Source organism: Terasakiella sp. 4MB5A (assembly GCF_050058155.1).
In the GTDB taxonomy this organism is placed as follows: Bacteria; Pseudomonadota; Alphaproteobacteria; order Rhodospirillales; family Terasakiellaceae; genus Terasakiella; species Terasakiella halodenitrificans.
On record NZ_CP188815.1, the window covers coordinates 3677598 to 3690327 of the forward strand.

13 protein-coding genes are annotated in these 12730 nt (G+C 48.6%); 9 read left to right on the plus strand and 4 right to left on the minus strand.

The annotated features are described in order from the left end of the window. The first annotated feature begins 10 nt into the window (after positions 1-10). From ACI0FF_RS17520 to ACI0FF_RS17545, 6 genes are all read left to right on the plus strand, one after another. Positions 11-415, plus strand: coding sequence for a hypothetical protein (locus ACI0FF_RS17520; protein ID WP_419798036.1), 405 nt, complete (start codon positions 11-13; stop codon positions 413-415). Positions 416-459: 44 nt separating this feature from the next. Beyond that, the gene (locus tag ACI0FF_RS17525) at positions 460-2517 is read left to right on the plus strand and encodes a TonB-dependent copper receptor (protein WP_419798037.1); all 2058 of its coding nucleotides are present in this window, start codon (positions 460-462) and stop codon (positions 2515-2517) included. Next, positions 2504-3289: an energy transducer TonB gene (locus ACI0FF_RS17530; RefSeq protein ID WP_419798038.1), complete on the plus strand. Its 786-nt coding sequence runs from the start codon at positions 2504-2506 to the stop codon at positions 3287-3289. Before ACI0FF_RS17525 ends, ACI0FF_RS17530 begins: the two co-directional genes overlap by 14 nt. 111 nt (positions 3290-3400) lie before the next feature. After that, complete coding sequence (locus ACI0FF_RS17535) at positions 3401-3799, plus strand: hypothetical protein (RefSeq protein ID WP_419798039.1); 399 nt, start codon at positions 3401-3403, stop codon at positions 3797-3799. Positions 3800-3949: 150 nt separating this feature from the next. Beyond that, positions 3950-6460 carry a helicase-related protein gene (locus ACI0FF_RS17540; protein ID WP_419798040.1) on the plus strand — a complete coding sequence of 837 codons (2511 nt, stop codon included), beginning with the start codon at positions 3950-3952 and terminating at the stop codon, positions 6458-6460. Then, positions 6457-6837, plus strand: coding sequence for an RNA-binding S4 domain-containing protein (locus ACI0FF_RS17545; protein WP_419798041.1), 381 nt, complete (start codon positions 6457-6459; stop codon positions 6835-6837). Before ACI0FF_RS17540 ends, ACI0FF_RS17545 begins: the two co-directional genes overlap by 4 nt. Positions 6838-6858: 21 nt before the next feature. Here the strand turns inward: ACI0FF_RS17545 and ACI0FF_RS17550 are convergent, their stop codons facing one another. Beyond that, positions 6859-7065, minus strand: coding sequence for a hypothetical protein (locus ACI0FF_RS17550; RefSeq protein WP_419798042.1), 207 nt, complete (start codon positions 7063-7065; stop codon positions 6859-6861). 15 nt (positions 7066-7080) lie between these two features. Next, positions 7081-7683: a DUF938 domain-containing protein gene (locus tag ACI0FF_RS17555; RefSeq protein WP_419798043.1), complete on the minus strand. Its 603-nt coding sequence runs from the start codon at positions 7681-7683 to the stop codon at positions 7081-7083. A gap of 273 nt (positions 7684-7956) precedes the next feature. Between ACI0FF_RS17555 and fdxA the strand changes: the two genes are divergently transcribed. The 3 genes from fdxA to ACI0FF_RS17570 all read left to right on the plus strand — a co-directional run bounded on the left by fdxA (position 7957) and on the right by ACI0FF_RS17570 (position 10027). Next, complete coding sequence (gene fdxA / locus ACI0FF_RS17560; protein ID WP_419798044.1) at positions 7957-8292, plus strand: ferredoxin FdxA; 336 nt, start codon at positions 7957-7959, stop codon at positions 8290-8292. Between the two features lie 345 nt (positions 8293-8637). Beyond that, positions 8638-9144, plus strand: coding sequence for a CarD family transcriptional regulator (locus ACI0FF_RS17565; RefSeq protein ID WP_188663543.1), 507 nt, complete (start codon positions 8638-8640; stop codon positions 9142-9144). A gap of 82 nt (positions 9145-9226) precedes the next feature. Then, positions 9227-10027 carry a hypothetical protein gene (locus ACI0FF_RS17570; protein WP_419798045.1) on the plus strand — a complete coding sequence of 267 codons (801 nt, stop codon included), beginning with the start codon at positions 9227-9229 and terminating at the stop codon, positions 10025-10027. Here ACI0FF_RS17570 and ACI0FF_RS17575 read toward each other — a convergent pair. Both ACI0FF_RS17575 and ACI0FF_RS17580 read right to left on the minus strand, forming a co-directional pair. Further along, positions 10024-11823, minus strand: coding sequence for an ATP-binding cassette domain-containing protein (locus ACI0FF_RS17575; RefSeq protein WP_419798046.1), 1800 nt, complete (start codon positions 11821-11823; stop codon positions 10024-10026). The genes ACI0FF_RS17570 and ACI0FF_RS17575 overlap by 4 nt on opposite strands. 90 nt (positions 11824-11913) lie before the next feature. Then, positions 11914-12657 (minus strand): MBL fold metallo-hydrolase, encoded by a 744-nt coding sequence (locus ACI0FF_RS17580; RefSeq protein WP_419798047.1) that lies wholly within the window; start codon positions 12655-12657, stop codon positions 11914-11916. Between the last annotated feature and the right edge of the window lie 73 nt (positions 12658-12730).

Here is a 12730-nt window from a genome sequence, read left to right on the forward strand (position 1 = left end):
ATGTTTCTAAATGATTGATTTGTTAAAACGTTTTCAAAAGGCAGGAAAGGCTGATATTTCAGCCGTGCTTCTGATCGCGTTTCTTTTTCAATTATTTACCCCTATTATCCTCTTTGCAACGGAACATAGCGAACAGGGCGAATATGAAGCTGCCCTTCGCAATAGTATCTGTCAGGTCATGCTGGCAGAACAGCAAGACGATTCCCTCCCCACAGAACAAACAGACGGTTTTGTTTGTGACTGGTGTCTGCGCGGCACGTTTTTACCTGCTGTACAACTCAAAGACCCTGCCCTTGACGTTATCCTTACAAGCTTACCCACATCGAAAATCACCTATAAGGATACCCCCCTCGTCCTGGATACCCAAGTTTGGGGTAATATTGCGTCTTCACGGGCACCACCCTTTTCTTCTTAAAGACTCGTTTCACACATCCACCTATCTTTAAGAAGAGAGTTATTATGAAACAGCAATTATTGCTGGGCGCCGCTTTATGTGCGTTCCTTCCTTTGTCCGTCCACGCCGCTGATCCTGTTAAGCTTCCGGAAGTTCTGGCCGAAGACCAAATCGAAACACCGCAGCGTATTATCCTGAATTTTGAAGAAGACAGCACCTTCCCGGCAGCTGACGGTGGGGACTATTTACAATCTGTCCCCGGTGTTTCTGGCAGCCGTATGGGCAGCCACGGGATTGATCCCTTTATCCGTGGTCAAAAACAAACCCAGTTAAATATCGTCGATGATGGTGTCTTCGTTCAAGGCGGCTGCCCCAACCGTATGGACCCGCCCGCCTCCTTCCTGTCCATTGACGGTAACGACGAACTGATCGTGGAAAAAGGCTATACATCCGTTCAACATGGCAGCGGTGGATCCGGCGGAACCGTTAAAACCAAACGCAACGCACCGACTTTCACAGAAGGTAAATCGGCAAACATCAACGTTTCAGGTGGCATTGACAGCAACGGCAACACCCGTGACGCTGCAATCAAGGGCTCCTTTGATCTTGGTGATGGTCACTATGTACGTGCCAATATCGAAAAATCTGCTGCCAACAGCTATGAAGACGGTAATGGCAAAAAAGTCCGTTCCGGCTTTGACCAACATGGCGGGCGACTGGATGTGGGTATTCAAGCCACCGCAGATACAAAAATCACCCTCGGGGCACAATTAGATGACACCAGTGATGCCCTTTATGCCGGTGCTGCCATGGATGCCCCCGAAGCCAAGATGATGGCATTGCGCAGTTCCTTAACTCACAAAGGCGACCTTGGCCTGTTCAATCAAATTAACGCCTCTGCCTATATCAGTCAGGTCGATCACATCATGGATAACTTCAGCCTGCGCAGCCGTGCCGGTATGGGGATGTTGACCGAATCGGAAACTCAAATTTATGGCGGGACCCTTTCGTTGGAAAATAACGACCTTGTCGTTGGGGCCGACTTAAAAGTTTCCTATCAGGATGCCTTGCGTTACATGGGTGCACAAACCAACATTTACGCCAGCGGGAATGAACATGCCTATATGTGGCCGGGCATGAGCACCGATCAAATCGGTCTGTTTGGTGAAAAAACCTATCAACTTTCCTCAGCTGGCAAAGTCAAAGTCGGTCTTCGTTATGACTACGTTGGTGTGGATGCGGACAAAGTAAACACTGTTTCCGCACGGACCGGGCGTACCGCCAATCAACTGTACCAAATGTATTACGGCAAACAATGGGACGACCAAAGCGAACATAACATTGGCGGTCTGTTGCGCTACGATCACGATCTGGATCAAAACATCGCCTTCTATGGCAGCTTGTCCCGCGTTGTGCGCACCGCAGATGCCACAGAGCGCGGTATGGCCGGTGATCATGCTGCTGCAGCAAACCGATGGATCGGCAACCCGGATATCGACCCGGAACAACACCACCAGGTCGAACTGGGTGCCAGTGCCACTTATGACGGTTGGAACGTAGGCGGTTCTGTCTATTACAACAAAGTCAGCGATTATATCCTGCGTGATAACGCCACAGGTCAAGACGGTATCTTGCTTGCAGATAATGCCGATATTTATCGCAACATCGATGCAACCTTGATGGGTTTTGAACTGTCCGGTGGAATCGATTTAATGGAAGGTTTGAACCTTGCTCTCAACGTGGCTTACACGTACGGTGAAAACGACGAAGACAATCGTCCATTGGCGCAAATTGCACCGCTCGAAGTCGGCGCAGCACTTGAATATAGCACCGCCGACTGGATGAGCGGTTTACGCATGCGTGCCGCCGCCAAACAAAACCGTGCTGACATCGGCGCTGTCACCAGTGGTCAGGACATCGAAAAGACAGGCGGTTATGCCGTCTTTGATGTTTATGGAAAAATCTGGGCCTTCCAACCGTTTGATCTGGCGTTAGGCGTGACAAACGTGCTGGATAAAACCTATTCCAACCATTTGAACCGCGGCAGTTCTTTTGACAACACAGTCGCAAAGGTGAATGAACCGGGACGTTCATTCTTCCTGCGAATCAATGCTGATTTCTAATCAATATAAGCTGGACGAAAGCACCGGGCGGGTTGTCGTTAACACCCCGCTTGGTGCACGCCTGTTGCCCGTTGGGGCCGCAGGATTTTTGCATATTTTGCTGTTTACCGGCTTGTTCCTGATCGGACATGCCAGTGGGGAATTACACATCCCCAAAGACGATGCCCCCCAAGAAGTCGCTTTCATGGTGGAAACTTACGTCGAACCGGAAGAGGTCATCGAAGAACTACCCCTTGAAGAAATCATGGAAGAAGAACCGGTGATCGAAGAAGAAGAAATCGCCGAAATCATTGAAGAAGCGGTCGAACCGCCCAAAGAAGAAAAAAAAACAGAAAAACCAAAGCCGCGAATCGTTCCCAAACAGGTTGATGTGAAACCTCCTGTCAAACCTGTAACGCCCCCTAAAACCGTACAACCACGCCCTAAAGCCAAAGTTGTTGCCCAGACCTTTACAACAGCACCCGTTAAAAAGGTCCAAGCCAAAACAGGCTTTATCAAACCGGTTTATCCGGCCTATTTGCGCAATCCCGCCCCGTCTTATCCCAAATCAGCCAAACGCCGACGTCTGGAAGGGGTTGTAGAATTAAAAGTTCAAGTCAGCGCCGATGGCAGCGTTTTAAGTCTAAGCATTTTTAAATCCTGTGGTCATAACGCACTGGATCGTTCTGCCTTACAAACTGTCAGAAACTGGCGTTTTCTACCCGCTAAACGCAACGGAAAAGCCGTCAACAGCGATGTCATTGTGCCCATACGTTTTCAATTACGGACCTGATTTTTACTCTTTGCCCTATTTCAGCCGTAATGGTTTGAATAATACGAATTGTATTCGTCCTATTTTTTTGATAGGTATATTGAAGTTTATAGTAGCTGGAATGTTTAATCTATGAGTCGCAAGCTGACAAAACTGATGAACGCGCTGCGTGTCGATATCTCGGCACTGCTGCTGATTGCGTTCGTCTTTCAGTTTGTCACGCCCGTTGTCGTTCTTGCCAGTGAATCGCCTGCGATGGCTGAATTCGAATCGGCAATGCGAACCAGCATTTGCCGGGTCAATCTGGACAACGACCCCGACACACCCAGCCATACAGACAGTTTTGTCTGTGATTATTGCGTCCTATGCCACCAGGATGCCACTCGGGATTTTGACCTCATTCTTCCCGAAGTCGCACACTTCGACTTCCATATAGGTCCCCCCCAACTCAGCGAAGCAGTCGCATTCGGGCACCAAGCACTTTCGCATTACGCCCGCACGAAATCGCCACGCGCCCCTCCGCAAATATAAGGTTTTTCGCCCTCCCATAGGTGGGAGGCCCTTATTTTTGCCACCTCAAAGGTACTTTCACCTATGTGATTTGTAAGAGAGAGGGGTTTGATACCAACATTCCCCTCTTTTCTTGCCTCTTTTTGCAAACTGGTCCATTGTGCGCCCGTTATGCAAATTGATACTTCTTCAAATGCCCGCATTTCTGCGGTGCTTGGCCCCACAAATACCGGTAAAACCTATCTCGCCCTGGAACGTATGATGGCCCACGGCACCGGTATGATTGGCTTTCCCTTGCGGCTTCTGGCGCGTGAAAACTATGATCGTGTCGTCAAAATAAAAGGGCCCGATCAAGTCGCCCTGATTACCGGCGAAGAAAAAATACTGCCCACATATGCCCGCTATTTTTTATGCACCGTCGAGTCTATGCCTGTCGACCGTGCGGTTGATTTCCTCGCCATTGACGAAATCCAATTATGTGCAGACCCTGAACGCGGTCACATTTTCACCGATCGTCTGATTAATGCCCGTGGCCAAGCCGAAACCATGTTTATGGGCTCACAATCCATCGCCCCCTTGATCCGTCGTTTGATCCCTGATGTACAGTTCGATCAACGTCCCCGATTTTCAAAACTGACCTATACCGGGTCAAAAAAAATCACCCGTCTGCCCAATCGTTCTGCCATTGTGGCTTTTTCCGCATCCGAAGTGTACGCCATTGCCGAATTGATCAAACGCCAAAAAGGCGGGGCGGCTGTTGTTCTCGGTGCCCTCAGTCCACGTACGCGTAACGCACAAGTCGGGCTGTATCAGGCGGGCGAGGTTGATTATATCATTGCAACTGATGCCATCGGCATGGGGCTGAACATGGATGTGGATCATGTCGCCTTTGCGGCCCTGTCCAAATTTGACGGACACCAGATGCGTAGGCTGCAGGCCCCCGAGTTGGCCCAAATCGCAGGACGGGCCGGACGTTATATGACAGACGGTACCTTCGGGGTGACGGCAGATTGTCCGCCCCTTGATCCTGAAATTATTGACCGGCTCGAATCCCATGAATTTGACAATATCGAACAGATTTACTGGCGTAATTCCCGCCTGCGTTTTACCTCGGTTGACACCTTGCAGATGGATTTGCGCCGCGCCCCACAAACACACGGATTAATCCGTCCACGCATTCCCGAAGATGAAATCACGTTGGATTTTCTATCCAAAAACCCCGATGTCATCAAATACGCCACGCACCCCAAGGCGGTTAAACTTCTATGGGAGGTTTGCCAAATCCCGGACTTTGCCAAAACGATGTCCGACAGTCATCCCCGCCTGTTAGGACAAATTTATCAACATCTTTCCACCCACAAAAATTTGTTGCCAACCGATTGGGTTGCCGGACACGTCCAACGTCTGGACCGCACAGACGGGGATATTGATACGTTGACGCAACGCCTCGCCGGGATCCGGACATGGACATATATTTCCCAGCGCAGCAAATGGCTGGTGGATCCGCTTCATTGGCAAGAAATCACCCGTCAAATTGAAGATAGAATCTCGGATGCGCTGCATGAACAGCTGACCAAACGGTTTGTTGATCGCCGGACCTCAGCCTTGATGAAAAAACTGAAAGACAAAGACGATCTGCTGGCTGCCATGACCAAATCCGGGGATGTATTGGTCGAAGGTCATTTCGTCGGTCGCCTCGAAGGCTTTCATTTTGCCGCTGATGAAACAGACAACCCACATGCCAAGCGCGCCGTTAATAGCGCCGCCCTCAAAGCCTTACGTCAGGAAATGGACCGACGCGTTGCTGCATTTGAAGATGAAAAAGACGAGGCCTTCAGTCTGCGTGATGATGCCTATGTTCTATGGCAGGGCACCCCTTGTGCCCGTCTTTATAAAGGCAATGATGCCTTAAGCCCGCGCTTGGAAACTTTACCGTTCGATCTGATCGAAGACGCTTTGCGTGATCGTGTAAAGGCCCGCCTCACAAAATGGCTTAATCATTATATCGGGCGCACCTTGAAACCTTTATTCGATTTGGAAAAGGCAAAACTGAACGGACCAGCACGCGGTGTCACCTTCCAACTACGCGAAGGTCTGGGCACCTTGGCACGCACACAGGCCCTTGACTTGATCCGTGACATCGAAAGCAAAGACCGTAAAGTTCTGCGCAAATACGGTGTTGTGATTGCACGACACAGCATCTATTGCCCGAAACTGTTAAAAGCCGCCGCCGTCCGACTGCGTGCCGATTTATGGACACTCTATCACCAACCCAACATTGCCCCGGTTTATCCTGCCAGTGGCCTGATGTCATTTGAAGCCCAGCCTGATACCCCACGTTTATTTTATGAACAAATCGGTTATCAAATGTACGGCAACCGCTGCCTGCGTGTGGATATGGCCGAACGCATTGCCGAACTGGCATGGGAAAAAACAAAAAAAAGATCAGCCGATATCAATGCGGATTTCACCAGCTTGGCAGGTTGTTCTGTTGCCATTATGGGCGATATTTTACGGCGCATGGGATATCATATTGAAAAATCCGGTGACACCCTTAAAGTCCAACGTAAAAAAGCCCATATAAAGAAAAAGACAAAAGCAAAGGTAAGCTCCACACGTCAAAAATCCGTTCAGATCAACCTGGATTCGCCTTTTGCTCAACTTAAAGACTGGAAGAAATGACCGAAACACTACGTGTTGATAAATGGCTTTGGCAGGCGCGTTTTTTCAAAAGCCGCACCTTGGCCGCGAAATTTGTTTCCGGCGCTAAATTACGCGTCAACGGGACTGCAATTTCCAAGGCTCACCATATGTTGAAGCCCAATGATGTGCTTACTTTTCCACTGGGGCCATATATTCGGCTGATTAAAGTCATCAAAATGGGGGAACGACGCGGCCCGGCACCTGAGGCCCGCACCCTTTATGAAGACCTAGACCCGCCCCAACCAAAACCAAAAACCGACAAACCCGCCAAAGTTGGGGAACGCGAGGCAGGTGCAGGTCGCCCCACCAAACGCGAACGCCGTCAAATGGACAAGTGGCTGGCAGAAGCAGAATAACCCAATCAGGAGAGGCTGACGTTATTTCCGGTCTTCTTCTTCGTTCTTTGTTTTAATACGGAAATAAATCGCCCCGACAATCACAAGCACCCAAAGGCTTATACCGAACAGGCCAAGGCGTGCATCGGGGTCTTTTTCCAATACGAACATGGAAAAAACAACACCGAGCAAAAAAATGATCAGTGCAAAGATTGCCAGATCTGCCTTGAAATTCGGATTCTGTCTCATACGTCCGGTATAACTTTACTGACGCTGAAAAACCAATGAAAAATTGTTTGCAGGCATCTCGATGATCTCTTGCAAAACAAGACCGTTTTTATGGGCCTCGGCTGCAACCTCGCAAATATCGCGCACCGCGAAACGGGGATCTTTTTCTTTCAACCAATATTCAAATTCAATATTACTGGGTGCGGTATGTTCCCCATCACGCAGATAAGGGCCGTACAAATAAAGAAAACCACCCGACCCGATCAATTTCCCTGCTTTGTCCATCAATCCAATCGTTGCCTCCCACGGACTGATATGCACCATATTGATACATATCAGTGCATCCAATTCATTTTGGGGCCAATTGTCCTCTATTGTGGTGTCCAACGACAAAGGGGGAAGAATATTTTCAAGTGCGTGATGATCCACCCAGCCCTGAATACTTTTCAGACAAGCCGGATCAAGATCACTGGGTTGCCAAATCAGCCCCGGATAATGTTGTGCAAAGTAAACGACATGCTCGCCACTTCCGCTTGCAATCTCCAAAACGCGCCCCTTTTCGGGTAAAAGCCGTTTGAGAACGGTTAAAATCGGATCCCTATTACGGGTGGTCGCAGGATAATTCAAACGATGTGGCATTGGGGGAAGCTCCTTCTTTTTCAATAAGGTAGGACGTTTTAACTGGGGATGCAATCTTGTGATTGATTTTCACTCACACTCCTGATGTAAAAAAACGGGTATCCACAATATTCATATGGTTGCTGTCTCCAAAGGATTGTGCTACCTCAATTCAACTATTTTGGGGTATGAACCGATCATGTCCTTTGGGGAAGAAGATATTAACGATTCGCTTTGTCCGCACGATTCGACGAACGGTTAAACCGGCCAAGCGATCAAAAAACGGAGATTCAAATGACCTACGTTGTCGTGGAAAACTGTATTAAATGTAAATACACCGACTGTGTCGAGGTCTGCCCGGTTGACTGTTTCTACGAAGGTGAAAACACCTTGGTAATCAACCCGGACGAATGTATTGATTGCGGCGTATGCGAACCGGAATGCCCGGCAGAAGCGATCCTGCCCGATACCGAAGACGGCATTGAAGAATGGCTAGAAATTAACCAGAAATTCTCTGAAACCTGGCCAAACATCACAGCTAAAAAAGATCCGATGGAAAATGCGGATGCTGAAAACGGTCGCGCTGGCAAAAAAACAGAACTGAGCGAAAAACCGGGCGCAGGCGACTGAGCCAAGTCTCTGTAATCTTTTACAGTTTCAGATTTCAAAGACCTGCTTCTTCTGCCGAGAAGCGGGTTTTTGTCATGTTTTTGTAACTTAGGTCTGTTTTTTTGACCAATCTTGTGGTATAACCATTGCCAACAGCCGGTTCCGTGCGGAGCCGGTTTTTGACCGTCCAGAGTCTTATACCCCTGTCAAACTTTATGATGCTCAGGGCGGCCAGCCAACCAAATATAGACAACCCGTTGTCATGTCGGCCCCTTCTGCTTAACCAAGCGGACGGTTTTTTTTGTCGCCGAATTTGGGCTCCCCCACCTGACGGGCTGTCTGTGTAAAGAGTAAGAGAGATAAGAAATGGCTCAAAACCTACCGTTCGATTCTGGCGATTTTGTCGTATATCCGACTCATGGCGTTGGCCGCGTTGTGGGCGTTGAAACCCAAGAAATCGGTGGTCACGAACTGCAATTATTTGTGATTACATTTGAACATGAACGCATGACGTTACGCGTCCCTGTCGGCAAGATCAAAGCTGCAGGCTTACGTAAACTCAGCTCCGGTAAAATCATGGAAACGGCAATGACCACGCTGAAAGGTAAAGCGAAAGTCAAACGTACCATGTGGAGCCGCCGTGCACAGGAATATGAAGCAAAAATCAACTCTGGCGATCCGGTTTTGATTGCAGAAGTGGTTCGCGATCTTTATCGCAACGTCGGTCAGCCTGACCAGTCTTTCTCCGAGCGCCAAATTTATGAAGCTGCGTTGGAGCGATTGGCCCACGAAGTTGCTGCCGTTGAAAATATCGACAAAGATGCCGCAACTGAAAAGTTGGAAGACGTTCTGCAAAAAGAAAAAGCCGCTTAAGCTTTACTTGCATATGACTTTATGAAAAGGCAGGATAGATTTTAAATCTTCCTGCCTTTTCCTATAGATAAAAGGGACATCGATGTCGCAAGACGGTAAATTTGCCAAGCTGACAGGTAAAAAACGGATTTGGGCCGTTGGTGCCATTCATGGCGAAGCAAACAAGCTGAAGGCCCTGCATGGTCAATTGGCCAACCATTTCCTGCCCGGCGATGCCCTGATTTATAGCGGTAACATCCTGGGTCGCGGTCCCGATGTTGCCGGAACGTTAAATGAAGTTTTAAATTTCCGCCGTCTTGTTATTTTACAAGAAGGTGCTGAAACCGATGACGTTATTTTCCTGCGCGGTTGTCAGGAAGAAATGCTTTATAAAATGCGCCAGCTTCCCTTTGCACGGGAGCCGGAAGAAGTCTTGCAGTGGATGTATAATCAGGGCGTGGAAAGCACGCTTCAGGCCTATCATACCTCCTGTGCAGAAGGGATAAAAGCCGCCAAAGGCGGGATGAGCGCCTTATCAGCCTGGACCAATGCTTTAAAAGAAACCATGCGCGCGATGGATGGGCATGAACAATATATGGATGCCTTGAAACGGGCCGCCTATAGCGATGACAAGAAACTATTGTTCATCAGCGCCAATGTAGTCCCCGATATGCCATTAGATGCCCAAACCGATGCCTTTTGGTGGGGCACACAGGAATTTCGCGAACTTGATCACCCTTACGGCGGGTTTGAACGCACGATCCGTGGATACGACCACCGCCACGATGGTTTCCATATGGCAAAACACCAGCTTTGCATTGATAGCGGTTGCGGGTTTGGCGGCAAACTGAGCTGCGTTTGTTTTGAAGAAAACGGCGCCCTCGTTGAACGTATTGACGTTTAGCCGGCCGATAATTCTTCCTGCAACATTTCCAGTTCCAGCCAGCGTTCTTCACACGCATCCAGTTCGCCTTGAACTGCACTCAGCTCATCACTGGTTTTTTGGAATTTATCCGGGCTTTTGGCAAACAAATCCGGATCCGCCATGGCGCTTTCCAGCTTTTCTTTCTCAGCGGTCAGCTTTTCCATCTTTTGCGGCAACATATCCAGTTCACGCTGATCTTTATAGCTGAGTTTGGCTTTTGACTTTTTCGGCTGTTCTTTCGGCTTTTCTACCGCTTTCGCTTTTGCCTCTGCCACGGCTTTTACGGCAGGACGTTGACGCAAATAATCTTCATATCCGCCGGGGTATTCCTGAACATTTCCATTACCTTCAACCGCAATGGTCGATGTCACAACCCGATCCAGAAAATCCCGGTCATGGCTCACCAGTAACAAGGTGCCATCATATTCAGACAGAACTTCCTGCAACAGATCCAGTGTTTCCATATCCAGATCGTTGGTTGGTTCGTCCAAAACAAGAAAATTGGTCGGGCTCGCCAGTAATTTAGCCAACATCAGGCGGTTTTTCTCCCCACCGGATAAGGCATGGATGGGTTGGCGGGCTTGGCGTTCTTCAAACAGAAAATCGCGCATATAGGTCACAACATGCTTGGGTTGGTCATGCACAATAATCTGATCCCCGCCCATATCCGCCAAATAATCCCAAGGCGTCACATCTTTGGGTAAATTGTCGCGTTTCTGGTCAAAATAAGCCGCCGTTAAATTGGTACCGATTCGAATATCGCCACAATCAGGTTGTAATTGCCCCGTCAGCATCTTCAACAAGGTTGTCTTACCTGCCCCGTTCGGACCGATTAAACCGATCTTGTCACCACGCATCACACGAATAGAAAAATCTTTTGCAATTACTTTATCGTCAAAGGTCTTCGAAATTCCCTTGGCCTCGATCACCAGCTTGCCGGAACTTTCCCCGCTATCGACTTTTAAATTCACCGTCCCCTGTACCTGAACGCGCGTGGCTTTTTGTTCACGTAGATCGGCCAGTTTGCGTACACGTCGCATATTACGTTTGCGCCGCGCCGTGACGCCTTTCAACATATAACGTTCTTCTTCGGCAATCTGGATATTAATACGGGTCAGTTCTTTTTCCTCGTCCGCCAGAACTTGTTCAACCCATTCATCAAAAAATTCATATCCCTGATCGGTACGGCGGATTTTAGAACGATCCAGCCACAATAATTGGCGGGACAATTTGCGCAAAAAAGTTCGATCGTGACTGATCATCATCATCGCGCCCCGGAAAGATTGCAATTCTTCTTCCAGCCATTCAATCGTCGGCAAATCAAGGTGGTTTGTCGGCTCATCCAGTAACAAAATATCAGGTTCAGAAACCAGCGCACGCGCAATGGCAGCACGTCTCCCTTCCCCGCCTGATAACGTGGAGGTATCGCGCGTCCCGTCCAGTTTCATGGCTTCCAGACAGATATCAACCCGGTGATATTCATCTTCATGGCGCAGACCTGCATGAACATAATCATGGACACTGACGCCTTCGGGCATCACAGGATCCTGCGGTAAATAAGATACCGTCACACCGGGTTGAACAAACCGTTCGCCGTCATCGATTTCAACTAAACCAGCGATGACTTTCATCAAAGTTGATTTACCTGAACCGTTACGTCCAACCAAACAGATACGATCCCCCGGTTGAACAGCACATTCCACCCCTTCAAAGACGGGACGACCGCCAAAGGTTACATGTACATCGCGAAGTGTGAGAAGCGGAGGGAGCGCCATCGGGAATCCTTAAAATGCCAGCAAGAATGCGGATATTCGAAAGCGTCGTTTTACAGTATTCGCTCAAATTACGAAATGATGAATTGCACGTTATATGGAAATTATCAGCCCATCAAAGGCCGTCTGATCTTCCATTTGCTTTTTTTGCGCCAGCGCATCGGGACCAAGATGCGTTAAAACCAGATTGCGGGTGTTGAAACGATGTTTTTGTTCCTGCAGCGTCATATAGTCCATATGGAATTCGCATTGCTGATCATAAAGATAACATTCGCATATAAACAGATCGGAGAATTGCGCCGCCGTGACCAGATTATCCGTCCATCCTGTATCGCCACTATAGACGATCGTTTTGCCTTCTACTTCGAAACGGAGAATAAAATCATTTTCATCCAGAAGGTGTCGCGCCTGAAAGGCCTGTACCTTGATCCCGTTCAACCCCTGCGGCTGTCCCAATTTCAATTCAACAAAAAAGACATCAAAATCGATACCCTTATCCCAACAACCGGGATAAAGGGCGTTCATGGCTTCAATCACCCGCTGTTTGACCCCACGCGGGCCTGCAATTATCAAGGGACGCGTTCGTTTGGAGACATAGCGCGCATCCATCAGGAAAAACACTACGCCAGCAAAATGGTCGCCATGCAGATGGGTTAGAAAAATGGCTTCTATAGAATCCGGGTCAACATTGAATTTTCGCATCGCAATCAAAGACGACGCACCACAATCAATCAGGAAAGAGTTTTTCTGACCCAGCACATGAAAACATGTATTGAAACGTCCCCCTGTACCAAAAGCGTCACCGCTTCCGAGAAACTGTACATCAACCAAGCTCATATACGCTACTTCCCTATACCCATGATTTTTAAATCCAACACGACCCAACTTTTAAGTCAAGTCTCATACGCAC